The sequence below is a fragment of the Ruminococcus sp. genome, assembly GCF_045129435.1.
Lineage (GTDB): Bacteria > Bacillota > Clostridia > Oscillospirales > Acutalibacteraceae > Ruminococcoides.
In genome coordinates this window covers 22,339-46,297 of the sequence record NZ_JBGVJL010000206.1, presented here as the reverse complement: position 1 = coordinate 46,297, position 23,959 = coordinate 22,339, and the positions used below count along the sequence as shown (strand labels likewise).

28 protein-coding genes are annotated in these 23,959 nt (G+C 38.0%); 12 read left to right on the top strand and 16 right to left on the bottom strand.

What is annotated here, in order from left to right; all coding sequences use genetic code 11:
- Positions 1-14 precede the first annotated feature (14 nt).
- The 12 genes from ACJMMI_RS10680 to ACJMMI_RS10625 all read left to right on the top strand — a co-directional run bounded on the left by ACJMMI_RS10680 (position 15) and on the right by ACJMMI_RS10625 (position 7,037).
- Positions 15-800, top strand: a complete 786-nt coding sequence (locus tag ACJMMI_RS10680; RefSeq protein WP_405355561.1) for a DUF1351 domain-containing protein — start codon at positions 15-17, stop codon at positions 798-800.
- A complete protein-coding gene (locus tag ACJMMI_RS10675; RefSeq protein ID WP_405355560.1) occupies positions 800-2,059 on the top strand; it encodes a hypothetical protein in 1,260 nt (419 codons plus the stop codon). Before ACJMMI_RS10680 ends, ACJMMI_RS10675 begins: the two co-directional genes overlap by 1 nt.
- Position 2,060: 1 nt before the next feature.
- A complete protein-coding gene (locus ACJMMI_RS10670; RefSeq protein ID WP_405355558.1) occupies positions 2,061-2,645 on the top strand; it encodes a hypothetical protein in 585 nt (194 codons plus the stop codon).
- Entirely contained in the window at positions 2,645-3,073 is a 429-nt protein-coding gene (locus ACJMMI_RS10665; protein WP_405355557.1) for a dATP/dGTP diphosphohydrolase domain-containing protein, read from the top strand. Before ACJMMI_RS10670 ends, ACJMMI_RS10665 begins: the two co-directional genes overlap by 1 nt.
- A gap of 5 nt (positions 3,074-3,078) precedes the next feature.
- A complete protein-coding gene (locus tag ACJMMI_RS10660) occupies positions 3,079-3,444 on the top strand; it encodes a GIY-YIG nuclease family protein (protein WP_405355556.1) in 366 nt (121 codons plus the stop codon).
- A gap of 42 nt (positions 3,445-3,486) precedes the next feature.
- A complete protein-coding gene (locus ACJMMI_RS10655) occupies positions 3,487-3,861 on the top strand; it encodes a hypothetical protein (protein WP_405355555.1) in 375 nt (124 codons plus the stop codon).
- An 11-nt stretch (positions 3,862-3,872) separates the two neighbouring features.
- Positions 3,873-4,940, top strand: a complete 1,068-nt coding sequence (locus tag ACJMMI_RS10650; protein ID WP_405355553.1) for a toprim domain-containing protein — start codon at positions 3,873-3,875, stop codon at positions 4,938-4,940.
- A 17-nt stretch (positions 4,941-4,957) separates the two neighbouring features.
- On the top strand, positions 4,958-5,311 hold the full coding sequence (locus ACJMMI_RS10645) for a hypothetical protein (protein ID WP_405355551.1): 354 nt from the start codon (positions 4,958-4,960) through the stop codon (positions 5,309-5,311).
- On the top strand, positions 5,289-5,843 hold the full coding sequence (locus ACJMMI_RS10640) for a hypothetical protein (RefSeq protein ID WP_405355550.1): 555 nt from the start codon (positions 5,289-5,291) through the stop codon (positions 5,841-5,843). Before ACJMMI_RS10645 ends, ACJMMI_RS10640 begins: the two co-directional genes overlap by 23 nt.
- 21 nt (positions 5,844-5,864) lie before the next feature.
- On the top strand, positions 5,865-6,494 hold the full coding sequence (locus tag ACJMMI_RS10635; protein WP_405355547.1) for a hypothetical protein: 630 nt from the start codon (positions 5,865-5,867) through the stop codon (positions 6,492-6,494).
- On the top strand, positions 6,469-6,705 hold the full coding sequence (locus ACJMMI_RS10630) for a hypothetical protein (protein ID WP_405355545.1): 237 nt from the start codon (positions 6,469-6,471) through the stop codon (positions 6,703-6,705). The genes ACJMMI_RS10635 and ACJMMI_RS10630 overlap by 26 nt, the downstream gene beginning before the upstream one ends.
- A gap of 101 nt (positions 6,706-6,806) precedes the next feature.
- Positions 6,807-7,037, top strand: coding sequence for a hypothetical protein (locus ACJMMI_RS10625; RefSeq protein ID WP_405355543.1), 231 nt, complete (start codon positions 6,807-6,809; stop codon positions 7,035-7,037).
- Positions 7,038-7,270: 233 nt separating this feature from the next.
- Here ACJMMI_RS10625 and ACJMMI_RS10620 read toward each other — a convergent pair whose 3' ends face one another.
- From ACJMMI_RS10620 to ACJMMI_RS10545, 16 genes are all read right to left on the bottom strand, one after another.
- Positions 7,271-7,636: a hypothetical protein gene (locus ACJMMI_RS10620; RefSeq protein WP_405355541.1), complete on the bottom strand. Its 366-nt coding sequence runs from the start codon at positions 7,634-7,636 to the stop codon at positions 7,271-7,273.
- Between the two features lie 14 nt (positions 7,637-7,650).
- Positions 7,651-8,226: a hypothetical protein gene (locus tag ACJMMI_RS10615; protein ID WP_405355539.1), complete on the bottom strand. Its 576-nt coding sequence runs from the start codon at positions 8,224-8,226 to the stop codon at positions 7,651-7,653.
- Positions 8,219-8,434, bottom strand: a complete 216-nt coding sequence (locus ACJMMI_RS10610; protein WP_405355537.1) for a hypothetical protein — start codon at positions 8,432-8,434, stop codon at positions 8,219-8,221. Before ACJMMI_RS10610 ends, ACJMMI_RS10615 begins: the two co-directional genes overlap by 8 nt.
- 135 nt (positions 8,435-8,569) lie before the next feature.
- Positions 8,570-9,205, bottom strand: a complete 636-nt coding sequence (locus tag ACJMMI_RS10605) for a hypothetical protein (protein ID WP_405355535.1) — start codon at positions 9,203-9,205, stop codon at positions 8,570-8,572.
- On the bottom strand, positions 9,205-9,462 hold the full coding sequence (locus ACJMMI_RS10600; protein ID WP_405355533.1) for a hypothetical protein: 258 nt from the start codon (positions 9,460-9,462) through the stop codon (positions 9,205-9,207). Before ACJMMI_RS10600 ends, ACJMMI_RS10605 begins: the two co-directional genes overlap by 1 nt.
- Positions 9,434-9,784: a phage holin family protein gene (locus ACJMMI_RS10595; RefSeq protein ID WP_405355532.1), complete on the bottom strand. Its 351-nt coding sequence runs from the start codon at positions 9,782-9,784 to the stop codon at positions 9,434-9,436. The genes ACJMMI_RS10600 and ACJMMI_RS10595 overlap by 29 nt, the downstream gene beginning before the upstream one ends.
- A gap of 216 nt (positions 9,785-10,000) precedes the next feature.
- The gene (locus tag ACJMMI_RS10590; protein WP_405355530.1) at positions 10,001-10,552 is read right to left on the bottom strand and encodes a hypothetical protein; all 552 of its coding nucleotides are present in this window, start codon (positions 10,550-10,552) and stop codon (positions 10,001-10,003) included.
- Entirely contained in the window at positions 10,518-11,735 is a 1,218-nt protein-coding gene (locus ACJMMI_RS10585) for an RNA-directed DNA polymerase (RefSeq protein ID WP_405355529.1), read from the bottom strand. The genes ACJMMI_RS10590 and ACJMMI_RS10585 overlap by 35 nt, the downstream gene beginning before the upstream one ends.
- A 429-nt stretch (positions 11,736-12,164) precedes the next feature.
- The gene (locus ACJMMI_RS10580) at positions 12,165-14,825 is read right to left on the bottom strand and encodes a hypothetical protein (protein WP_405355527.1); all 2,661 of its coding nucleotides are present in this window, start codon (positions 14,823-14,825) and stop codon (positions 12,165-12,167) included.
- 37 nt (positions 14,826-14,862) lie between these two features.
- The gene (locus tag ACJMMI_RS10575) at positions 14,863-17,715 is read right to left on the bottom strand and encodes a hypothetical protein (protein ID WP_405355525.1); all 2,853 of its coding nucleotides are present in this window, start codon (positions 17,713-17,715) and stop codon (positions 14,863-14,865) included.
- Entirely contained in the window at positions 17,690-18,052 is a 363-nt protein-coding gene (locus ACJMMI_RS10570) for an NlpC/P60 family protein (RefSeq protein ID WP_405355524.1), read from the bottom strand. Before ACJMMI_RS10570 ends, ACJMMI_RS10575 begins: the two co-directional genes overlap by 26 nt.
- A gap of 10 nt (positions 18,053-18,062) precedes the next feature.
- A complete protein-coding gene (locus ACJMMI_RS10565) occupies positions 18,063-18,557 on the bottom strand; it encodes a DUF1833 family protein (protein ID WP_405355523.1) in 495 nt (164 codons plus the stop codon).
- The gene (locus ACJMMI_RS10560; RefSeq protein WP_405355521.1) at positions 18,557-19,066 is read right to left on the bottom strand and encodes a hypothetical protein; all 510 of its coding nucleotides are present in this window, start codon (positions 19,064-19,066) and stop codon (positions 18,557-18,559) included. The genes ACJMMI_RS10565 and ACJMMI_RS10560 overlap by 1 nt, the downstream gene beginning before the upstream one ends.
- A gap of 1 nt (position 19,067) precedes the next feature.
- A complete protein-coding gene (locus ACJMMI_RS10555; protein WP_405355519.1) occupies positions 19,068-23,297 on the bottom strand; it encodes a tape measure protein in 4,230 nt (1,409 codons plus the stop codon).
- A complete protein-coding gene (locus ACJMMI_RS10550) occupies positions 23,297-23,734 on the bottom strand; it encodes a hypothetical protein (protein ID WP_405355517.1) in 438 nt (145 codons plus the stop codon). The genes ACJMMI_RS10555 and ACJMMI_RS10550 overlap by 1 nt, the downstream gene beginning before the upstream one ends.
- Positions 23,718-23,945: a hypothetical protein gene (locus tag ACJMMI_RS10545; RefSeq protein ID WP_405355515.1), complete on the bottom strand. Its 228-nt coding sequence runs from the start codon at positions 23,943-23,945 to the stop codon at positions 23,718-23,720. The genes ACJMMI_RS10550 and ACJMMI_RS10545 overlap by 17 nt, the downstream gene beginning before the upstream one ends.
- Positions 23,946-23,959: the final 14 nt, after the last annotated feature.

The following is a 23,959-nucleotide window of genomic DNA, read 5'->3' as shown; positions in this document are numbered from 1 at the left end:
TAAGGAGCGTTAAAATGTCAGAAGATGAAAACAAATTACTGCCGCAAGTACCTGTTTTAAGCGAATATGAGGTCGTTAAAACTGAACTTGAGGCAAAAATTAAGAAACTTAACTCAATTACTGAATTGACCGAAGAAAATAAGAAAGAGGTTAAGACAGGAATTGCAGAAATTAACAAGGTTAAAGAGCGTATTAGTCGCTATCGTATTGACGAAACTAATAGGTTTTTGGAGTATATTCAGCCTTATGTTGATAAGTGTAAAGAACTTGAAAAATTGTGCGATACAGGGCTTGCGGACATTAAGCAAAAAGTTAAGGATTTGGAAAATGCCGAAAAGGCTCTTAAAAAGGAAACTGTATCAAAAGCGTTTGAGTTGTTTATGGCAACAAAAGATTATTCAAATTTTCTTAAATTTGAAATGTTTTTTGACGAAAAAATGTGTAATAAAAGTGTATCTCTTAATGTTATTCAAAATCAACTTGAAACTTGGTATAGTCAACGCAAGTCAGATATTGATTTTATTAAAAAGCAAACCGATGACTGCGATAAAGTTACATCAATTTACTTAAAGAATGGTTTAAATTTAACGCAGGCTATTGAAACATATCAAAGCCAAATCAAAAGTGAGGCTGAAATTGCCGCTATTATGGCAAGCGATGTGGCTGCTGCGACTGAAACCTTTGAGAAGAAAATTGATATTGTTGTTACAATTAAGCAACTGCCAAAATCAAAAGGGGCTGCATTAGAGCAATTTTTGAACTCTCTTGGCGTTGAATTTACTGTTGAGGTGGTTAAGTAATGAAAAAATCAGAAATCTTAAAAAATTATTCTAACAAAACAGGCATAAGTTACAAACATCAAGATTTGTTTGTGGGTGATGTCTATGAGGGCGAATTAGGGGTAAGAGGTATTGTTATCTCAAAAATCCTTGAGGACGGTAGCACAAAATATTATTTTAAGAAAACAAATAATTGCGAGCATGCCTTGCCCGAATGTCGTGCCGGAATGAACAATGGAACTTTTATAGCCAATGTTGTGCAAGACGAGGAACTTATGAAAACCTTTATTGACGCTGGCATTATTATTGATGATGATAACGAAACTGAAAATAAGGAAACTGAAACTATGGCAAAAGAAGAAACTAAAGCGGCAGAGCAACCAAAAGAAGTGCCTACTCTTCCTGTTGCTCCTGCTAAAGAAGAAAAGCCCAAAAAAGCAACCAAAAAGGCTGAAACAAAATCAGAAGTAAAGGAAGAACCTAAAACGGCTGAAACCAAACCTAAAAATATTCTTGAGAAAATCAGTGCCGTTCGTGCTGCTTGGACGAAAGAAGATATTGACAAACAGGGTAAAGGTCGTGCTGGTGGCGGTGCAAAATATGATTATTACAAACCGCAACAGATTATTGATTTCTGCTTAAAGCATGAACTTGAAAATCGTTTGTATTCAAGATTTACAGTTATGGAAGATAGATGTTATTATGAAGTAATCAATATGGATAATATACAAGAAAGTGAAATTGTATCTTGTCCATTTGATGTACCACGCAAAATGGCTGCCAGCGAGGCACAACAAGTTGGTGCTGCTATGACATATTACAATAGACGCTTGGCTATGATGATGTATAAAATAGAGGACAATAGTAGGGAAAGCGTGGAAGTTATGGAGGACGCAGATTATACAAATACTGCTCCGACAATTCCAGCCCCTCCGACTATTCCTGTACCACCGACACCAAGCGTTGAAACGCAGTTACCACCGACACCACCGACAAACATTCAAGCAGAGGTCAATAGCAAGCCTGTGAGCGAGCCAAAAGTTCAAGATGATAAAACTGTACCGCCAGCGTCAGAAAATGCGAAATCTGACATCGTGGCTGGGGAAACTGAACAAAAAGGCGATGTAATGCCGCCGCCTCCTCCGGTAGTTGAACAACCAAAAACTGCAAGTGTACCTCCTACACCACCGACTGCAACACCTCCAGTGCAACCTACACCACCTGTTGCAGAGCAACCAAAAGCAGAAGTTAAAAAGGGCAGCATACAGGACTTGTATTAGTATGATTAAGGTTGAATTTAGTACAAAAGAAGAATGGCTTGAGGCAAGAAAAAGTTGCCTAACAGGCACAACGGTTGGGGAGCATATTGGCATTGTTAGCCCTTATGCTCCGAAAACCCCTCAAGAAATGGAAAAAAGCCCTGCGGTTATTTTTGGCAAGAATTGCGAAACATCAATTTTAACGATATTTAAGAACTTGCCTGAAATTGCAAAACAAACACTTGTAGAACCTACTATAATGCACACATTATGGTATTCTGATTATGACCCAAGAATTGCCGGAAGTTTTGACGCTCTTGCTTGGGAAAAAGGAATGGAGGGTTTTTGTGAATGTAAATCAACTGGAGCAGGACTTTATGACCTTAAAAATAGGGTAATACCTGATACAACTTGGTTGCAAATTTTGCACTATTTTACAATAAATCCAAATTTTCAATTTTGTTATTTGGTTGTTTGCGACTATCCTCAATTTGGTAATCGCAGCGTAAAAATAGACTGGTTGCGTATTTCTCGTCAAGAGGTGCAAGATAGGATAACAAATTTACAAGGTTGGCATGCTTATTTATTAGCAAAAGGAGTGAGATAATGGGAACTGAAAAAGGCGTAAAACTTGATAACGGAAAAATTAGGCTGGGCTTGGTGCTTGGCGGTTTTGCAAAAGGTTTAAAAGAGGTCGGTTGTATCGGCACTTTTGGAGCAAACAAATATTGTGATAACGGCTGGCAGACTGTTGATAATGGGGTAAAACGATATACTGACGCTCTTTTTAGACATCTTTTTGCTTGGCTTGAGGGCGATGAAATTGACGCCGAAAGCGGTTATAGACACTTGGCACATGCTGCTTGGAATTGTCTTGCCCTTTTAACCTTGACACACATGCCCAAATTTTTATTGCCAAAATCTCAATGGGGTTGTGATGACATAAGTAAATTTGAACAAAGCAAAGATATGATTTGGAAAGAGTTACAAGAGCGAAATAACAGGGCTATAAGCAGTCTTGGGAAAGATAAATAAAAATCATGGCAAAAACAATAGTCGGCATAATTTATAAGGCTGAAAATATACATACAGGCGAATGCTATATAGGGCAAACGAAAAAAGATTTAGCAAGACGGATTTACGACCATGAATATGAGGCTTTTAACCGGAAAGCAACTGACAAATTCCATTCTGCTTTAAGAGAATGGGGGCGTAAGGCTTTTAATTGGTCAATAATTGACGAATGCAATAACTACACAAAGTTATCAAAATTAGAAAAGAAATATATTAAGCGGTATGACGCTATTGATAATGGTTACAATACACAAATTCGCTTTGACGCTAATGCAATAAATCGTATAAATGAAACAAACTATGTCAATAATTTTCTCAAGAGAGTGCAATAATTATCAAAACTTGTGATATAATAAAATAGTAAGGACGGAAAAATGGAAAAGCAATACATAGATGTTACAAACATTGAGGAAAATCCAAAACTTTTTCTCAAAATATATAAAGCGAGTTATTGCGTAAATCGTAAGTATAAAGACAATTATCAAGGTTACGATACTGTAAAAAGACTTACTCCACAACAACTTGCTAATCAAGCATTAAAAGACGCCAAAAAGGGAGCAGCCTATGCACAATTTTTGGTTAAACCCGAAAATGCAATTTTATTAGTTTGTCGCAAAGAGGGCTTAACACGTAGGCAATTAGCGGAACTAATAGGCGTTAGAGTATCAAGGCTTGAAAACTGTTTGAGCAGGGATACTGTTTCAAAAGGTATAAAAGCATTATTGCAAGAAAGATTTAACTACGTATAAAGGGACAAAAAATGGAAATTGATTTTGAAACCGACCCGATAACCGAGCAAGAAGTTATATCATTATTAGGAAAGAATTACAAAGTACAAGGCGATGAATTAGTTTGGGCTTGCCCTGCTTGTAGAGGCATGGGAGGCGATAGAGCCGCAGACAACCTTAAATTTAACCGCTCAAAACATATTTTGAAATGCTTTGCTTGCGATTATGGTCAAGAAATAACGAGCATAATTGCTCGCAGGCGATTTGAGGCACAACAGGGAAATGGCGAGGATTTCTCTGCTCAAACATCGCCTATATATACACCGCCACCACCAAGCATGCCAAGACAGGAAAAACCAAAAGAAAAAGAAATACCTCAAGACAAATTAGACGAGTATTACTGGGACTGCGGTGTAATGTTATTCAGACACAAGGATATTCTGCGAAAAATGTTTGAAAAACATAGTATCATGCCTAAAACCGCTCTTGAGTGCAATATAGGTTATGACGAGAAAAAGGACATGCTTGTTTTTCCAAGCAGAGCGATAGGCAAAGACCCTACACAAAGTATGTTTCCTTATTGCGAGGCAAACGGAGCGGAATACAGAGAATATACAGGCGAAAAGAGAATAAGACGCATAAGTGGCTATGATAGCCGTATTTGCCTTGTTACCGGAAACAATTTTGCTATGCGTGGAATTATTTGCGAGGGTTATAAAGACGCTTATAATCTTTATCAACTTATGAAAATTACCCAGCCTGAAATAATTAGCCATACTGCTATTTTTACAGTGCAAAACGGCACAAATAGTATAAATACCGACTGTTGCTTGCAAAAAGTAAACTGGCGTAGATTTGAAAGCATAGGACTTTGCATGGACAACGATAAGGCAGGGGACGAGGCAACTGAATTAGCATTAGGTTTGTTTGACTGCATGGAAGATTTGCGACCGCAGTTAATAGCAGGGTATAATGACATTCAGAAACGATTTGAAAAAGAATTTGCCCCTCAAGTTGATATTGAAAAGGCATTACAAGCGTCTTGGATAGATGAAATGGCAGCAAGCGAATTATGCTGCGAAATGCAAGTACCGTTTTAAGAAAAAGGATTTAACAAATGAAAAAATCAGACACACGAAAAGTTAAATTATGTCCTAATTGCGGAAGTATTTTAATGTGGTCGTTCGCCATTAGAGGTTGCGAATATGTATGTGTTCCTTGTGGCGAGGGTTTTCCCCTGTTTAACGATTTCGAGGATAAAATTATTTCGCAAGATGAATACAACGCATTGAGAGAAAAATACAAAGACGATTTAGGTAAAATAGGTTTACAAACCGCAAAAGCAGGCGGTGGCAAGTGTAATACTTGCGGAACTGCCTTTAATTGCGAAAATTGCAAAAGGCTTGAAAAACATAAATTACAATATTTTGGAAAGGGTACGGTTAGAAATGTTGACGGTCGCATTAGTTAAGATTTTAGAAACAATTTTTGATTTAATAGCAGTATTTTGTATAGTTACGCTTTTTTCAGACTATTTACGCTGGAAACGCAAAAGAGAAATTATTATGGTAGATATGGCTGCTTTATTTGATATTGTGCCAATTCTAAAAAGAGGCATGATGTGGGTAGAAAATAACCCAAATAATAATTTGAATGATTATTTACAAGCCCACCTATCAGAATGTTTGCCATTTCCGACTGATTTATTAAAGGCTATCAGGTATCAAAATGCCGGATATACGCTTGTTTTTTATACTGAAATGCCAAATTGCACTCGCCCACAACTTGCAAAACTTTTGAATAATTGGCACTTAAGAGGCGATTTATGTCTTAATTTCAATGACGATTTTGGCGACCCAGCACAATTCAGAGAACTTTGTATTTATGAATTACAAAAACATAGTAAAAAAGGGTCAAAAGTTAAAGGTATTATCGACACTTATCGCAGAGTAAATACAAATGCTGATAAATATTATGCACAAAAGGGAATTAAAGTATGTTAATATGTATAAGGAGCAAACATAATGCAAGAACAGACACCCATAAAACTGACGCCGGAACAAGAAAAAGCCTACAAGGCAAGAATGAAGTACATTGAAAAGCACTCGGTTAAAAATCCGAATAACCCAAAGTACGAAATGGTTATTTTGGAAAAAGACGGCTCGCTAACATTGACAGGCGGCAGCGAAAAGACAGGTATTGCGATTATAAATCGTGATACTATAAAACACCAAGACATGCCGTATTGGCGAGTTATTAAGGCTAATTTTGATTTTTATAAAAAGAAAAACCGAAAATACTACAATTTAATCGTAGAGTTTTTGCAAGAACGCAAAAAATGGGACGATATTCAGATGTGCTTTAAGTGTCTTAATCATTTTGGCGAAGTATTGGAAAAGCAGGATATTGATAGGCTATTGTTCAAACTAAACCGCAAAAATCTTGATACTTATAATGCACTTATGCAAAATGTTGAACAAATCTTAAAATCAGCAGAATTGTTTGGCTTTGCTGTTGTCAAAAATGAGGACGGCAGCGAAACATCGGCAGAGCAACGGTTAAAAATTATTGCTGACAAAGTTAGAGAGGCGAGGGCTTTGATTACACAACAATATGAGGTAAACAAAAATGAGCAAAGCGACCGAAATCTTTAAACTACAAAGAGCCGTTTTTGGCGATGATTTGTGTTTAATTTACAACAAAAATCGTACTGTCATGGGTCAATATCCTACAACAAAAGACGACTTGAAAATTTTGCAGGGCGAATATAAAACATACTTTTGGGGTAAGCACAACAATAATACAGGCAAGACGGAATTTATTAAGCATTGCACACAAGATGAAATAGATAAAATTGAGTGGTAATATGGGACGACCAATTCAAAATATTTATAAGTGTAACAATTACACTAAAAACTATAACTTAAATAAAACTTGCAAAAATTGCAAAAGATGTGTAATATATTATGACGAGTATCGTTATGACTATGAAGAAACCTTACTGCAAAAAGAGAAACGAAATATTGCCGATAGGTAAAAATATGCCGGAAGATTATTGCGTTGACTGCGAATATTTTGACAACGGCGACTGCTTTGCTGCTGATTTACCTACAAAATATGTGGGGGACATTATTCATATTGTCAAGCCGACTGCTAAAATTTTAAAATTTGAAAAAAGAGAGAAAAAGGATAGTTGAACATTTACCTTATTGGATTATTAAATTGATTAAAACTCCCCAGCGAAATTAAAAAGTTTGGGGACTTTTTATGTCTTTAGGTATATTTTATCATTAGACTATATAACCCCTCTTAAAACGCCTCCTAATAGCCTTAAAATGAAAGTGCCACCAAAGGCAGCACTCCGAGCGTTTTTTCAAAATGAAAAAGATTTAACGACTTAATTATACATCAAGCATGTAAAATAAGTCAATTATAATAAGTCAGAAACCGTCTGTAATATAGATTTTATGTACTTATCGCCATTAAAACCTTTTCGTCTTATACCTTTAAATTGAGTTAGGTAATCAGCCATAGCCTTTAAGTTAATAAAATCTCTTAAGGGTTTATTGCCTCTTGCATTGTTTTTACGCTTACTTGCTAAAACAAGGTTTGATAGGTCGGTCGTGCCTCCTTGCTCTCTGCAAAGCAAATGTTCAAGACTGCAATTATCTTTAGTGAGCCTGTCGCCATAAAAACCCCTTTTAACTTGCGGTAATTTACCCTTTTTATATAAGGTTTTAAGTACGGAATTGTAGCCACCAAAAGTAGGTTGTGGCTTAATAGGCTCTGTTCTCATAGGCGTTTCCTCTCTTATGTAATCAAAATATCTTTAAACAACCTGTCTATATCGGGCATAGGTTTGACGGCTTTTGCAACCCAGCCAATATTCAAATATACAGCACTACCCATTGTATTTGCCATAAAGTTGTTTACTCCGGTTGCTTTCAACATTTCCTTAAATAGTCGGTTGTTTTCAGAAAAACTGACATCTATCGTTTCGATATATTCTTGTGGAATATCATCACAAACATAAACCGAAACATCGGTATTTCCGTTATATCTGCCAGCCTTTTTAAGTGTTTCAAGAAATCGGCATTCTCTCTCGGTCGCTTTTTCATTCAGATAAAGCAAGCCTCTCTCAATTAAGTCTTGCTCGGTTAAATTAGATATAAGTAGTTTGTGAGTGGCACAACCTATATCATGAATGTGGCTGGCTCTGACATCAACAAAAGTATTATTTATAAAAGTAATATTGTCGGTAAAGGTATAACGAGGTGCAAATATTACGCCTGCATGTGTTGCAAAAACCTCATTATCCTCAAGAATGAACTTGTTACCGTCCCCTATTTGTTGCAAACGGCTTTTATAGGTTAAGGGTTTAATCACATTTAACACTTGCTAAAGCCTCCATAAATAAAGTATCAATTTTGTTACGAATGTATCCGTCAAAAATAAATACAAGCCATTTTGGCAGGCGTTCTCTTATGTAATCATACGCTTTCTCTTTCATTCCAATAATGCTCGTTTTCTTGCCTCTGATTAGTTTAATCAGGAGTGTTTTAACTTGTGCCTTTAATTTTGCTGATAAAATCATTTCTTTGCCCTCTCTTGCTTTCGCATTTGTATTTTTAACTCGCCTCCGCATTTTTGGCAAGTTGTACCAAAACTATTAAATTTTTCGCCCTCTTTTTGTGGTTTTTGAATTTCACCGCATTTTTTACAAACAAAATCAAACATGTTCTACAAAACTCTCTCTTTCATTAAACAGGCAGAAAAATCCTTTTGAATTTTTGCCCCATTGAGTAGTACACTTGGTTTCAATAGCCCAAATGGTAACTATATCACCCTTTTTATACTGTCCGACAATTTTTGCGTCCATTCCTGCATGTTCTCTAATATTTAAAGCAGAGGCGATAACTCTAACCTTTGCAGGCAGGTTATCGCCGACATTTTGTAGTTGAAGTTCAGCAGGTACAAAAAGTAAAGGAATAATATTATCAGGATTATTTCTATATAGAGCCAATTTATCAGAGCGAATAAAATCAGAGCAAAGGTGTCCGTTGCCGTCTGCGACTTCAATATGTCCGTAAGGGTGGGTAGGTTGTTTATTCCAAATCACAAGCGACCCAGCAGGCAAATTTGTAGTATCTTTAGACTGTTTAAGAAAACGCCATAAATTAGACATTTTAACTTTTGAAATCCATGTCCAAGCATTGCCACGATATTGCTTTGCAACTTGTTCCCCCATGACCATAGAGAGAGCGTCCCCAACGGCTAATGCACATTTACCTTGCGATTTTGTGCCTCCCATTTTGCTTGCCACCTTGTAGGCAGCCTCCCCGAATGCTTTGCCAAATTCTTTCATTATTTGCTCCCTATATTATTATCAAAGTCTTTTTTGTATTTTCTAAAGTCTTTGAAATCTTTTTTATCAAAACTATCCATATATTTTGCAGCAATATCAAGAGCCTTGTTAGCCGCTTTTATTGCTTTTGATGAATTTTTGCACGACTTATTGACTGTCGTTTCCGACTGTCTTTCAATGGCAGTATTTTGTGTTTCTGCAAATTGTGCAAGCATATCGCACAATGACTTAATCGCTGCTGCTATCGTCCCCAACATCGTCATCGCCTCCTATATGGCTATGTCTATTAAGTAATTTTTCCACATTATCTAAAAACCATTCTGCAAGCAAATCAAACAGACGAGAACCAAGATAACCGGAAGTAATACCAACTGCGATTAAAAATTCGCTGCTATCCGTTTTTTGCAGAACAATAAAACATACAATTATTGCAACTAAAACAGAGGTAACGACCATGCTTGTATAGGATTTAAGGTTGTATTTACTGCTATGCGTATTAAGATATTTGGCAGTTCCACCGAGTAAACCTAAAAAGCCGAATATTAAAAAGTGTATTAAGTCCTCTATCTTAAAGTTCATAGTAATTGTCCCTCTCTTTACTTTTGCATTTTGTGTAAATATGGCGAACAACCATGCAATTTACAAAAATATAAGGAATTAAAAATACAAAGAAAAATACCAAGTGAGCCATAGTACGCCATTGATTTGAGTGATATAAATAGATATTCATAAGATAGCAAATAGCCAGCCAAAAAGGCGTCCATTTATATACTTCAAGTGCTTTTCTATGTATTTTCATATATTACGCTCCTGTTCTTCTTGCCCCTTGGCAATTTTATACTCGGTGTATAATTTTTCTTGAACTTTACCAAGATAACCAACAAGAGCCTTAAAAGCCTCTTTATCCATACTAACTATTTTTTCAGGATTTTCAGTAGCGTCCCAAATAGCAATAGGATAGATAAGTTCAGGGAACATTTCGCCCTTTTGTAGAAAATCAATATATACACCGTCCTCGCCTTGAGCGTTTTTAACCCAAAGGGGCTTGTATTTATTGCCGTTTTCAGGGTAGATAACAGGCTTATCGAGAGCGGCTTTATAGTTCAAATATGCGTCAGAATTATAATTTTCCCCCGATATTTCTTGTCCGATTAAGAATATGTTGTATTCATCATCGGTCAAAAATGCCTCGTCATAACTATATTTAATGTTTTTTATTTCTTCATTTTGAGGGTCAACGACTTCCTCACTTTTAAAACTTTTTCTAATATACCAACCATTAAGTGCTTTTTCCACTCTTTCAGGTTTATCGTTAATCTTTTCTGCTCTTTTGAATGTTATCGCCATTTTGTTCCCCTTTTTCTTTAATCTTATCACTATTTTGCTTTTTCTGCAAATTTAACGATTTGGAATGTTTGCTAATTACCGATTTGCAGGCTTTTATGCTGATTTTCTTTGCAATATATTTTTCTCTGATTAGCCATGTATTTGAGTGTTTGAAATAACCCATATACGAAAGGACTTGGCATGCGTCATACCAAGTCAATTTTTCTTTTTTCTCTAATTTTGAGGCTTTTCGTGTTGCTTTATACATAATAGGTTTTCTCAATATTGTTTTATCTCGGTAGAACTTAAAGCCTATAAAATCAAGAGGTCTGCCCTTGCGTTTGCCGTTTTTGTCTATATAATCAAATCTGAATATTTGCCAATTACCTTTTATATCCAAGTCTAATGTTTTTAAAAACTCTCTAATTTTCTCAAGACAACACTTTAACTCTTTTTTATTCTTGCCAAACATAATCATATCGTCCATATATCGAACATAACAACGAATGTGCAAGTCCTCTTTTATAAAGTGGTCAAGGTCTTGTAAATACCAATTTGCAAACCATTGAGAAGTATAATATCCTATTGGCAAACCTATATCAACATCTTGTCCCTCAAAAGATACGATGTTAGACTGCAAAATTGTGTTTAAGAGCCACAACATACGCTCGTCTTTGATTTTATTAGCAAATTTTTGTTTCAGAATATTTATGTTTATACTTTGGAAAAAATGATGAATGTCTAATTTTAAGACATATTTTATATTTGATTTATTCCATTTACAATTTTTAGGTGGATTTGAAATGTTGTTTTTCCTTATATATTTTTCTATATATTTTTGCCCCAGCGTAGCCCCTCTGTCCGGTATAGAGCCACAAGAATATTCGTACATACCCTTGTAGAATATTGGCTGCATAACTTGAATAACTGCATGATGAATAACTTGTTCATAACAAAAGTCAGGGCGTATAATAAGCCTTTTCTTTTGCGTTATTCCGTCATTTATAACTTCTGCTCTATGTTTACGAGGTTTCCAAGTTTGTTCAAGTAATTGTTTTGTAATCTTTTTAATATGTTTATCGGGGTTAAGAAATACATCATATACATCGTCCCTATCCCTTTTTCGCAGTGAGGAGCGAGTTATGGCTTTTGCAAGATTTCCGTATTCAATGACTTTTTCAAATTGATGTTTATAAGTCCTCACATTGCCCTCTGTTTTTCTTGTAGCCTCGCAGATTTTCGTTGCCTACTAACCCACGCCTTTGTCAGCCTAATTTTTACCAAGTGGTAAGGAATATGGAATACATTTGAAAGTTATATATAACGAAACGATATATATACGATTTTATATGTTCATAAGGATATTTCTACAAGATAGGGACGACCCGATGTTCCAGTTCGCATTCGAGGGGGCATTGTTCAAATTCGTAGCGAAAGCCCCGACTATCAAGCCATTGTTGCAATTACTGCCGACATGAGCCGCTGCCGTACTCCAAATCCCTGAAATCTTATAAAGTTGTCAAGATACGAACAAAAATATAGTATCACATGTCCGTATCTTTTGCAACTTTTATATCTGAAACGCTTGTGTGGTGCGGTTTTCGTTTCAGGGGGACTTGTCCCCCTGCTCCCCCTATTGTAAAGGTGGTTTACAAGAAAGGGACGACCCGAGGCTCCAGTACGCATCCGAGGGGGCATCGTCCAAAGTCGTAGCGAAAGCCCCGACCAGCAAGCCATTGCGGCAAGCACCGCCGACAAGAGCCGCTGCCGTTATGCCGTTATTAAACCACATACCGTCTGTGTAGTATGTTGAAGATGAGCCGTTCATTTGTGTAGGGAAAAATCCGTAAGGAGCGACAAGCGACCCCGCCGAAATGTAGCCTCCACTTGTACCTGACGGTGTTAAACCAAGAGAAATATAGCCACTGCCTGACATATTGTATTCATCAACAGTTGAACCGTCAGCAGTTCCTCTTGTTAATTTAATCATTTGAACGCCATTGACCATAATCCAGCCAACAATTCTTTTCCATAAATTACCATAAAAGTTTTCAATACCGAATACTTTAACTGTTTCAGAGGCAGTTGTACCATAGAATAATCCGTTAGCGTTTCTTGCTCCTGATGACTTTAAGTGGCTTGCTTGTGAGCCACCTGTATAGTGTCCGTTTCCGAATATTGTTTGAGTATCAGTTGATTTTCCGATTAAAACAAGCAAATCTCTAACAAGCAGATAGTCTGCAAGCGTTCCGTTAGTCCAGTAAGTACCGTTTGCACTCGCCCAAAGAATTTCGTTTGTCATCGTGCTGTTATTGTAAGGGGCACGACCTGACAAAGAGCGTAATTGGTTAGATACATTACTTGCGTCATAAGCAGACATAAACATTTCAGGAATTAGGTCGCCGTCTTTGTTAATGTGCGTATAACATTTCCAAGCGTCATTAATTTGCCTATTAGCAAACCAATAATAGTCCTTGTAGCCGTCAGTTTCATAATAACGCCAAACTTGGGGAAATCCAACCATAACATTACCAGCATAAGATGTATTTGTTATGTCTGACGCAGTTCCGTCTTTCTTTTGTGCGTAATTATCAGGATTTAACTCATAGTCAACAGTTCCGTCATATTTTAACATTACTGGACGAGGCATGAAAAACGCATTTTCCCAGTCGTCATATATAAAGCGAGAAAGAGTGTAATTCATATATGCAGACTTAAAGTTTTCGTTATGACCTACATAATGTACTCTTGTCGCAGGGTTGCTGTCAGCCGTATCAATGTAATAACCATAAATTGTCGTTCCAAAAAGGTTTCTTGGGTCAAGGTTTACAACCCCATTTACTGATACAGGGAAAGCCCTGTAATAATATTCAACAGTTGTACTTGGAACATTATCAACCAAAGCAGTATTGTTATATGCGTCTTTTGTTGTATTCTCTGCAACTACAACACCGTCCTCTGTACTTTGTGGATATGCTCCTGCTTTTCTGACAATAATCGTTTTAGCCCAAGTACACAAAATATGGTTGTCAATTATTGTGTCTGCTGGGTCTTGCCAGTTTAATGAATAATTAGAGCCGTCAGAACTTCTTTCAACTCTTAAATTGTAACAAGCAGATGTAGGAATGCCCTCGTTGCCACTTCCGGTGGTGCCACCACCACCGCCGCTACTTGAGCCTCCTCCTGCCGTTTGACTAATTCTGCCATAATCTATCACGCTAAAGTCCTCCCCTGTATAATTTAAAGTAAATCGGGCTATTGTGCAATATCTTTCAAATTGATTTGCAATAGCCAGCATTGAACTATCCAAAGCAGGGTCAGCCGCAGCCGCACTTGCTAAATCATCATATTGCGTGTCGCCTGTAACATACAAATAGTTTGTTGTGTATGGAGTTGTGCCAGCAGTAGGCAAACCAACGAGCCATACGTTCATAAATTTTCCGCTTTCAAGAGCCGTCAATGTGTAATCATTGTTATACATTGGAGCGTTTGTCGCAGCATTTACAGGCACGATTTCAGCCTGACCGCCCTCACAAGCGAGGACATTTTCTGCGGTTGCTCTTGCTTGCATATATATTGACCCTGTACTTGTTGTAGCAAGGGTTTGAGAAAAGTTTGCCAAACCTATTTTTGCTTGGTTTATAACTGGGTATCTTTGTTGCGGTGTATCTGTAACAACATTTGAAATCTGACCACCGCTTAATACGACCATTCCTGTCGTAGCGTTCAAATATTCAATAACGCTTTCAGATGTGCCACCAAGTCCCCAAGTTTGAATTGCAAATTTATTACCGTCAGCCAAAATAACAATTTCGCAAATATGATGAACAAAATCACTTTGCACTGTCGGATAGCCTGTTGACCACTCTAACGCTTGCGTCTGCGTATTATAATATAAATAATGTTTTCCAACATCGGTAGGCATATCATCTGCAATAAAATTTGATAAAGCAGGCACTAAAACGCCTCCGAGATAAAACACGCCCCCTACGCCCATGACTGTACCAGCCGACCAGTCAATAGTTATTGTAGGAGCAGTCGCCCAACCTGTATCAGTATTAAAAGCCCCAGCCGTTACCGATAATCTGCCGTTACTATCAAGTGTAATAAGGTTGTTTTCATCTGTACTTACAATTCCTTTGATAAGGTTTTGTAATGTAATTCTTGCACCGTCCCCTTGAGCAATATTGTTAATGCCTAACAAATATTGACTTAACTGCATTTCCGTCAATTCGTGGAAAGAGTTGATAGGAGTTGTCTGCGTAATGTTTCCTATTGGTGTGTTCATTGACATTGTAAAGTCCTCCCCTTATGTTGTATAATACATCTTTTTAGTATAATCTGCAAGTAATTTTGCTGGTAAAGTCCTCGCCTTGTACTTCTTCTATGTTACTGATAACCATACTTAAAATTTCAGTAACCCCAGCCATAAACAAATCGCCTGTATAGTAAATTTCAGCACCGTCAATATCATAAAATCCATGACCTCTCAAATTTGATGTATTCGTATCAATAGGTGTTTTGAAAAGAATTTTTGAAACGGTTGCCGTATTTGGGACTAATTCATAAGTGTTTACATTAAAACCCTCACCCGATATATCAACCGAGCGTATTGTAGCCGTCATGCCCTCTGATACTGGAAAAGGTAGCGATGACTTAAATCCGATTATTTGCGAGCGGTCAGCATTATATAAAAGTTCCTCAATAGAACCGGAACAGCCCTCATTTAATCGTGTATAGTCTGCAACAAGCACCCTATCAAGTATTTCCAAGTCTAAAACTTCTCTTGCAATATTAAAAGTTGCTGTTGTGTTCTTTTCGTTCTCTATCTCTAATTCATACGCAATTCTGCGTTTAACATTATCGGCATTTTTAATATATTGCAGTTCTCTCTTTTCAGGTTTATAATATTGGTCGTCTTTACCCTCCTCCGGCTGCCAATGGCATGCTCCGTCATACCAATAACCTGTTATTTCGTCCTCTGACCAAGTTTCTTCGTTAATAAAAGAACAACGCAAAGCCATAAGACGATTTAAGCGACCTCTTTTGCGAACAATGCTCAAATCCCAACTGTTTTCAGCATTGATTAGAGTTTTAATAGGTCGTCCGTCCTCATTTGTATCAACTCTTAAAACCGCCTTGCCCCATTTGTTAGGTATGAAATATAGTTGATTATTGCTTGCAATTTCATTGATAACGGTTTCATATTTTATCTCGCCTGTAACTATCCCATCGCATTTACACCCATGAGCCTCACACCATTCTCTTGCTTTTTTAAATGAAACAAGGTCAATTTGGTCAGGCGACATAGGGTCAGGGTTGCTTGCTTGGTCGGTAAGCAGATAATATATAATGTCAACAGGATTTCTGCTTTGCTCAAGCCCTCCTGTCTTTAAGTTTGTGATATATGGAAAAACAATAGCCCCTAATTCGTCCACTTCTCCGTCTAATTGTGTTGTAGCATTAAAAGTACATGCAATTTGAGAAACATAAGGCAAAATACTACTATCTACAACCGGAATACCCGATTTAAGCCTCCAAACGATTTCAGAAATATAAATAGAGCCAACCCAGTAATCATCTTTTGTAAATACAATAGGCATTACTTTTACTTGATATTGTCCTGCCGTTGCAAATTGAATACCTACGCACTCGTAGAAATTATCATCAGCATTATTTATATCGTCAGGAGTTTTAAAAGTAAAGTTATTGCCATTTCTTGTAATACGACTGCTTAAATTGCCTATATTTCCGTCAATATCTCTTGTATAAATCCTTGCAATATTACTTTCATTCATTCCATGCCATTGTGTTTCATCTTTGCGTTTCCATTGAACTTCCGCACTAATTGAAACACGAACACGCTTGCCCGAACTTGAATTTATAGAGTATAAACCTTGAGGGAAATTAAAATGTATATCGCAATATTGTGTTTCAGTAGGCGACTGGGATATAATTTCGTTTCTATCGCCATTATAACTGTTTACACCTTGATTTACATTTGCCTCAAAAGTATCTTCGCCAATAGTAACCGTTTCATCAATTAAATAACAATTCAAATTACCCTCTGCTGAATTGCCTCTTGTGTTACCGTTTGGAGTTGTAGTTGTATAACGATATTCAGATATATTGTAAGAACCTAAACTAATTGTAACTGTTTTTGTGGCATTATAACTACCTGTCGCACTATCATAAACTAAATCGTTTCTTGTAATTGTTACAGAGGTTGAAAGCGTTACATCTAAATCGTTTGACACAAAAGTTGCTGTTAAATCCATTTGTTTGTTTGTCCAAGAATTATACGCAACTCCTGTAAAATTATAATTTTGAGTTATGGTTAAAGATGTACCGGAACATTGGTCATTATAATAGGCTATTGCAGACTGAAAAACTGCTTGCGACTGGTCAAAAGATAATTCTTTATTAAAACTTTCAGTAACAGCGTTATCCCAGCCTATAAATGAGTTAATTCCGTTAGCCTGCTGCAAACTGTAAGAGGACGGACGATAATTTGACAAAAGAATATCGCCAAGCCTAAAATCAGAGTATCGAGCATTTGAATATCCTGCAACACTATAAACCCTGTATCTATTACCACCGTAGCCGCTCTTAACAAGAGGTATGCAGAATTGAGAATAATTAAAAACTTGTAAAGAACGCCCAAAAGCAATAGGCACAACTTCCTCTTGTAATTCGTTTTTAGCCCCTGATAATGAGGGCGAACTATTTGACTGATATGTAGGTTTATCCGTTCCGTTTGAACTGCCTTTTGGTTTTGCTCCAAACTTTCCGGCAATAGCAGAAACGCCCATAATCAAACCACCGATAGCCAATGCAGCAGCAACCCCAACAATAACCCCTGCGACTGCCGTTGATACAGATAAAGCGGCTGCAACTGCTCCGACTATACTTGTAATCAACGCAGTAATGGCTTGGGGTTTCTCTCTAATTTCAATAAAAGCATTTCTCGGAATTATTGTATATGGTTTTATTCTTTTACCGTTTACCAAAAGAGTTTTATAATAGCCGTCATCGCCAACAGGCTCATTTTTGAATACCATAAAAGCAGGCAGCCAAGCCCAGTATTTTAATTCGCTGAAATACTGCCCTAATTGTCTATGACAAACCGTTGCCGGAGCAAAAATTTTAATTTTTAACTTATTTTTCCATTCTATAAATGACATAATTTTTCCCCACATCTGCAATATCGCTTACTTGTACGCCTGTTTTTGGTAAGTGTATAAAACTTTCATTATTTATCATAACTCCTGCATGCTGATTTGCAAAGAGCGAAAAGACTATAATGTCGCCCTCTTGTGCCTCGCCAGCAGGAATTTTTTTGTGTTTGATGTTTGATGTTAATTCATACTTAAATTCTGCCTGTATTTCGTCCGCAGGATATTCAGGCAAATCAATATTATATAAATCTTTATAAATATCTCTTACAAAATCCCAACAAACATATTCGCCCTCTTTGTAGCGTTTTGTTGTCATATATTTAATTAAACTTTGCTCGTCCATTTTACCCTCCTTAACGATGATTTAAGTTGACGAAAAGGGACGGGTTTTTGCCCCTAAAACGCCCTGCATTTATCGTGTAACAATTTTTCATAACAAGAGAGGCTGTTACAGTTTCCATAGTTTCAGTTTGGTCGGTGTCCCAAATATACTCGCCCAAATTTACCCAACTACTTGAACCGTCATAATCAGCAAGAATGAGCCAGCACTGTATGATAATATCTTCAAAACTATTGTCAGCCGCCCTTAAAATATTTGAACTAATCAAATTGACATTCGTAACGCCAAACCCTGAATTATCAGTTTCGCTTTGGGACGGCAAATTAAACGAAAAAGGGCATGGTTGATAGATAATTTTGTTTCCGTTTTCGTCCGTCCTTGTGTGTTCAACGACATCATTACAAATACTATAACGCCCATTTGCAAAACTACTATGCTTAATATCAGCCGCCAAGCAAAGAACCTTATCAAGAGTTTTTGTAGCACTTATCATTGGTAAAATCGGCATTAGTACATCACCTCATCATTCTCGTAAACTAAAGCACCATTACCCTCTGTAACAATTCTTTCAGGTGTATTTTCAGTAATAAATCTCTTAATTGGAATTGCATTAGAGAACGCATAAATCTTAAGTTGAACATATACCGCCTTAACGCTATTACCAGCAGGCTCAACAGTAGGCTGTTCAAGTATGTAGCAACGCATAAATCCGTTAAGTTTAACATCATAAATCCAACAAGGCAAAGCCCTGTTGTTTGTGGCTCTTGCATACCAAAACCACCATGTTTCTTCCGTATCAACATAGATTTTTGCTGAAATTATACGACCTCCGGCAGAAAATCTTGAGTGAGTTATAGGAATACCAGCGTCAGGGTCAACACTTACAACCGTTTCTTGTCTTGTAACTTGATAACCGTCATGTAAAAGTCGCCAAGGCATGATATATAAACCGTCTGTCGTTGATTTAACAAACAATTTTTCTTGAGTATCAAAAATTACATTATTGTCTTTTCCCATTTTAACCTATCTGCCTCCCCTGCTTTTGCAAGCGACTTTGTGCTGCCACCATACCTTTGTTTGAACGGCTGCTTGCAAGCATTGAATTTAACTCTGCAATTTTAATTTCCGTACTATTATCAGGGCGTCTTTTAACTTCTACGGCGGCATTTGTATAATTGTTGATAGTAACTTGTGGAGCAACCGCACCAATACCTACATCGCCATTCGCCATGCGTTTTGCAGGGGCGATAACTTCTGTGCCAGCCTCACCAGCCAACCCAACATTACCGCCCTGCATAGGGAACATTGTAGGCGAGGACACAATGCCACCTTTCGCATGGGGTACAACATTTGTGGATTTTGAAAGCGAACTTACACCTGACAATTTATTGCCAAGTCCTGACATCGCTCCTCCTATCATTTGACCACCACCAGCCATAGCAGCCCCAGCGGCTATTCCTGCTCCTGTCATTACTGTTCCGGCGGCTATTCCTGCTCCTGTTAGAGTTGCTGCAAGAGGGGCAAGAAAACCACCTACAAACGGAATTTTTGCAACACTTTCAGCAGCCGTAGCAACTGCAAGAGCCGCCATAGCCGTTGCAGCCGTACTTGCTGACGCTGCTAAACTTGCCATAGCACCAGCCATTGTCGTTAAAGCAGGAGCAGCCGTTGTAAAAGCAGAACTTGCTATCGTCATAACGGCAGCCATAGCACCCAACCCAGCCGCCGCAATAGGGGCAGCCGTAGCCATGCTTGCGATACTTCCTGCTGCTGAAACGGCTGGACTTGCAACATTAGCAACACCCATACCAGCGTCAATAGCAGATGACGCCATTCCCCCAAGTCCTGTAATTGTACTTGATATTGCTGGATTTGTGGCATTCAACAAAGCATCTGAAAGCCCTGTTGCCTGCCCTGTTAAAGTGGATAATATGCTACCTGTGTCTGCGTCCCCTGTAATTGAGGCTGCTGCTCCTGTTAGAGAGCCACTTGACTGTCCCCAACCAAACTTTTGCTTAACATTTGCCCATGCTTTTTGAATACCACCAAAAGCACCATTTAATGCTCCTGTGCCTGTATATGTAGGATTATCTTTTGTCCCCTCAAGAGGTGTGCCAGCAAATCCCGACCCAGCACCTAACAAAGCAGATACAAAACGATTTCCACTTCCATTTTTAGCCCAACCAGCCTGCCAGCCAGCAAGAACACTATTGCCAATTTCTTTAATCCAACTCGTAGCAACCGATTTAATTGCAGATAAAGCAGCATTTTTAAATCTGTCCCAAACTGAAAGATTACTGTCAAAATCCAAAAGGCTATCAATTAGGGTATCTGACAATTTACTTGCCTCACGATTTGTAATTTGTAAAATATCCTCTCTCTTTTTTAATACCTCTTGGTATTTAATTTCAGTATTGAGATTTTTCATTGTTTGTTTTGCGTTCTCAATTTCTGCGGCAGTATAAGCCGTAGAGTTTGCCAAACGGTATTGATATGTCTTTGTGGCTGCCTCTGCCTTTTTCTTGGTTAAATCCCAGCCTGTAACCTCCGTCTGCGTTAATAAGGCAACCTGACGATTTACTTCTTCAATTTGTGCCTTTTCTCTTATATATGCGGCACTTACTTGTTTATATCTATCGCTTGCAGTATCGCCAGCCAAAGCCATAAGTCTGATTTCTTCTTCATGGGCTTTCATGCTTTTTTGTAAAGCCTCAAAGGCGTCATCAGCCTTTTTAGTTCTCGATGATGATTTTCCTTTTCCCTTACCTTTTCCTTTGCTATCGCCCCCTGCGTGTAAGCCTGCAACTGAACTTTGAGAATACATCAGTTGACTTGCTAATTTTGCCTCCTCCTGACCGAGAATAGCAACAGTATCTTTATAGCGTTGCATAGCCTTGTCTTGACGGTCAAAATCAACTTGTTTAATTAAATCAACCATACCGGAAAGTCCGCTATTGATATAATTATGAGTAGCCTTACCAACATTCCAAGCACTATCTGCAAAGCCGTTCATGCTTTTTGAGGCGTTATCAAGGGCAACTGCCATTTCTTTTGCACCAATTTTACTCGCAACCCATGCACCTTTTTCCGCAACCTCTGCAAAAGCCTTTGTAGCAAGTGAAACAAGCCTTGTAACTGCTTGACCTACGGCAACAACAACGTGTACGATACCAGCACCAATGCCCTGCAAAACAAGCACAACGCCTAAACCAACTTGTTTACATCTTGCTCCAAAAATAAGCCATTTATTACTCAATTCATCAACATACAACTGTTGTGCTTTCATCATTTCAGACTGTATCGCCATTTTAGCGATATTTTTAGCCTGTTCATCTGTAACATTCTTAATGGAAATACCATGTTCTTGAATATATTGCAAAACTTCCGGATATTGAGAGCGTAACATTTCAAGATTTCTATTATAAGCCTCTTGTTGTGCTGACGAACGATTTTGAATTTCTGCTAATTGAGTAAATTCAGAGATAAGCCCTGTTACATTGTTTGTAACATCACGCTGCTGAACGGCAGCCTCCTCAAAAGACTTATTTGCCTGACTTACTGAATTTGCACAATATAAAGCAGCCGCACCGACCGCAAGCAAGGTCGCCCCAACAGGATTTGCAACCAAAGCCCAAAGTGCTTTACCAGCAGCAATAGCATTGGCTTTCATAGCAGTTAAAGCCGTATTTACAACACCAAATTTTGTTACAAAAATAACAGAGGCAGTCGCAGCAGTGAGCATGGCTGCTTGCATAGCAGTAACCGCAGCGGCACTTTCCCCAAGCCCTCCTGTAACTCTATTAGCAAGTCCTAATACATTTGTCCAAATCTTAATAAAAGGCACAAAAGCATTATTCATTGCTTGTCCGACATTGGCTTGCAATAAGAATGTTTGTGTCTGCATACGATTTAAGTGTGCATTATACTGGTCAACGGCAATTCCGATTTGTTTACCCAAACTATCTTTGACCATAGCAGCGAAATTAGGTAAGAAGTCTTTTGACATTACCTCGCCTTTTTTCATCAAGTCCATAAGTTCCCCAGCGGTTATGCCCATGCTTTGAGCAGCCAATTCAAACGCCCCCGGAAGTGCGTTACCTAATTGTCTTTTAAGTTCTTCCGCTTGAACTGTGCCTTTGTTTGCCATTTGTTCTAACGCAACAAATACATTTTCCATTTGAGCAGAGGACAGGTGTAATGATACCATAGCCGTTGACAAATCCTCAAATATTTGTCTTGACTGGGCTATTGTGCCTCCTGACCGAGTAAATGAAGTCATGAATTTTGCATAAGGCTCATAAGTTGACTGTAAATTCAAACCAAGTCTGCCTGCCATGTCTGCGGTAAATGCCATTTCGTCAGCACCTTGCCTCAAACCTCTCGCACCAGCAGCCATAGTATTTTTTATGCCGTCCATAGCAACCCCAGCCTTTGACATGTCGCCTATCATATTGCCAAGAGAGGCTATAACTCTCTGAATACCGTCAGCAGCCAAATTACCAAACAGGGAAGAAAGAGCAATGCTTTCGTTGCCTGTGTCCTCCATTTGCCCTGTCAGTTGCTTAAATTTATCATCTACGGCAGCAACTTCGCCTTGTAGCCTTTTATATTTTTCGCCCATTCTGCCAAGTGTAACATCATTTAAGTTTCCGGCAGCAATAGCCTCTTTAAGACGATTACCATACTGTTGCAATTCCTCATTCATGCGACTATATGAGCCACTTGCAGACATTTTCATTTTATTATTTACATCTTGGACGGCTGCGGATAACCTTTGATATTCTGATATAGCAGCATTAAGGTTTGTTCCTTTTTCGCCTGTTGTATAAAGATTTTTTAAAGCCAATTCAGCAGCAGCCAATTCAGCCTTTAGTTGATTATAAGGGGCTTGGGCTTTTTCAGCCGCAGTAGCCATTTTTTGAGCCGCCGCAGCGTTTCTCATGTGTTGCATTTCTAACTTTGCAGCCTGCAAAGCAGTTCTGTTCATTTCCGTAGCCAATTTTTGCTCGCCCATAGCAGCGGCATTGTTTGCTTTATTTACATCTTGAACTGCTTTAGAATAATTAGAAATTGCCCCCGATAATGAGTTAAACTCTCTTGTTAGGGCTGATATTTCTTTGTTTCCCCAGCCTGTATTTTCCAGCAAGTCAGTAACCTCTTGCGTCTTATCTGCAAGAGTTGTCAATATCTTAACGGCTCTTTCGCCTCCTATGGTTTGAATATCTATGCGTAAAGCGTCATCAGACATTAAGACATTACCTCCTTAAATCGCTTTTTTAAATCTTCTTGGGTTTCTTTCATGGCAGCACGCACATATCCAACAGGCTTTGTAGCCTTGATATGTACTTCGTCTGCATAAACATCTTCGCCATTTACCCCTTTAAAATGTAATTTTTCAGCGTTTTTAGGACGGATAGTTATATCGCCAAAACCATATTCAAGTCTTTTAGCGGCTGGGTGGTCAACAAAAACAGCATGCTCATTTTTGTCATGATAAACAACATTATCATCTTGAAAACTATTGCGAAATTCATAGGGGTATTTTGGGTCGTTATTAAACTTTTGTCGTGCTTGAGAACGTATATTTCTAACGAGAATATCCCCAGCCTCGTCTTGAATTTGCTTAACTCGGTCGGAAATTCCCCTTATCTTAAGTATTAAATTTTCGTTAGAAACATTTGCCACCGTTGTACTCCTGCATAAGTTGTAATACCAAATATCGTGTTGCGTATATGTAGCCACTTGTCAAGGTTTCATCGTCTGCCGAGATTTTTCTAAAGCCGGAAATATGCATGTAAGCGTCATCTAACAGTTGATAAAACTCCTCGTCTAAATTGGCGAGGAGTTGACCTTTTTTACCGATAGCGATAGGATTTTTCTTATCGCCTACGAACATTGGCGTTTTTGCCT

Bases quoted from the DNA above. Each gene is read 5' to 3' on its own strand.
- ACJMMI_RS10590 (WP_405355530.1), bottom strand. From the start codon at position 10,552: ATGGCGATAACATTCAAAAGAGCAGAAAAGATTAACGATAAACCTGAA.
- ACJMMI_RS10655 (WP_405355555.1), top strand. From the start codon at position 3,487: ATGGAAAAGCAATACATAGATGTTACAAACATTGAGGAAAATCCAAAA.
- ACJMMI_RS10580 (WP_405355527.1), bottom strand. From the start codon at position 14,825: ATGTCAATGAACACACCAATAGGAAACATTACGCAGACAACTCCTATC.
- ACJMMI_RS10665 (WP_405355557.1), top strand. From the start codon at position 2,645: ATGGGAACTGAAAAAGGCGTAAAACTTGATAACGGAAAAATTAGGCTG.
- ACJMMI_RS10650 (WP_405355553.1), top strand. From the start codon at position 3,873: ATGGAAATTGATTTTGAAACCGACCCGATAACCGAGCAAGAAGTTATA.
- ACJMMI_RS10635 (WP_405355547.1), top strand. From the start codon at position 5,865: ATGCAAGAACAGACACCCATAAAACTGACGCCGGAACAAGAAAAAGCC.
- ACJMMI_RS10600 (WP_405355533.1), bottom strand. From the start codon at position 9,462: ATGTTGGGGACGATAGCAGCAGCGATTAAGTCATTGTGCGATATGCTT.
- ACJMMI_RS10610 (WP_405355537.1), bottom strand. From the start codon at position 8,434: ATGATTTTATCAGCAAAATTAAAGGCACAAGTTAAAACACTCCTGATT.
- ACJMMI_RS10660 (WP_405355556.1), top strand. From the start codon at position 3,079: ATGGCAAAAACAATAGTCGGCATAATTTATAAGGCTGAAAATATACAT.
- ACJMMI_RS10645 (WP_405355551.1), top strand. From the start codon at position 4,958: ATGAAAAAATCAGACACACGAAAAGTTAAATTATGTCCTAATTGCGGA.
- ACJMMI_RS10575 (WP_405355525.1), bottom strand. From the start codon at position 17,715: ATGTCATTTATAGAATGGAAAAATAAGTTAAAAATTAAAATTTTTGCT.
- ACJMMI_RS10570 (WP_405355524.1), bottom strand. From the start codon at position 18,052: ATGGACGAGCAAAGTTTAATTAAATATATGACAACAAAACGCTACAAA.
- ACJMMI_RS10680 (WP_405355561.1), top strand. From the start codon at position 15: ATGTCAGAAGATGAAAACAAATTACTGCCGCAAGTACCTGTTTTAAGC.
- ACJMMI_RS10560 (WP_405355521.1), bottom strand. From the start codon at position 19,066: ATGGGAAAAGACAATAATGTAATTTTTGATACTCAAGAAAAATTGTTT.
- ACJMMI_RS10630 (WP_405355545.1), top strand. From the start codon at position 6,469: ATGAGCAAAGCGACCGAAATCTTTAAACTACAAAGAGCCGTTTTTGGC.
- ACJMMI_RS10625 (WP_405355543.1), top strand. From the start codon at position 6,807: ATGACGAGTATCGTTATGACTATGAAGAAACCTTACTGCAAAAAGAGA.
- ACJMMI_RS10675 (WP_405355560.1), top strand. From the start codon at position 800: ATGAAAAAATCAGAAATCTTAAAAAATTATTCTAACAAAACAGGCATA.
- ACJMMI_RS10640 (WP_405355550.1), top strand. From the start codon at position 5,289: ATGTTGACGGTCGCATTAGTTAAGATTTTAGAAACAATTTTTGATTTA.
- ACJMMI_RS10595 (WP_405355532.1), bottom strand. From the start codon at position 9,784: ATGAACTTTAAGATAGAGGACTTAATACACTTTTTAATATTCGGCTTT.
- ACJMMI_RS10620 (WP_405355541.1), bottom strand. From the start codon at position 7,636: ATGAGAACAGAGCCTATTAAGCCACAACCTACTTTTGGTGGCTACAAT.
- ACJMMI_RS10545 (WP_405355515.1), bottom strand. From the start codon at position 23,945: ATGTTCGTAGGCGATAAGAAAAATCCTATCGCTATCGGTAAAAAAGGT.
- ACJMMI_RS10555 (WP_405355519.1), bottom strand. From the start codon at position 23,297: ATGTCTGATGACGCTTTACGCATAGATATTCAAACCATAGGAGGCGAA.
- ACJMMI_RS10670 (WP_405355558.1), top strand. From the start codon at position 2,061: ATGATTAAGGTTGAATTTAGTACAAAAGAAGAATGGCTTGAGGCAAGA.
- ACJMMI_RS10605 (WP_405355535.1), bottom strand. From the start codon at position 9,205: ATGAAAGAATTTGGCAAAGCATTCGGGGAGGCTGCCTACAAGGTGGCA.
- ACJMMI_RS10565 (WP_405355523.1), bottom strand. From the start codon at position 18,557: ATGCCGATTTTACCAATGATAAGTGCTACAAAAACTCTTGATAAGGTT.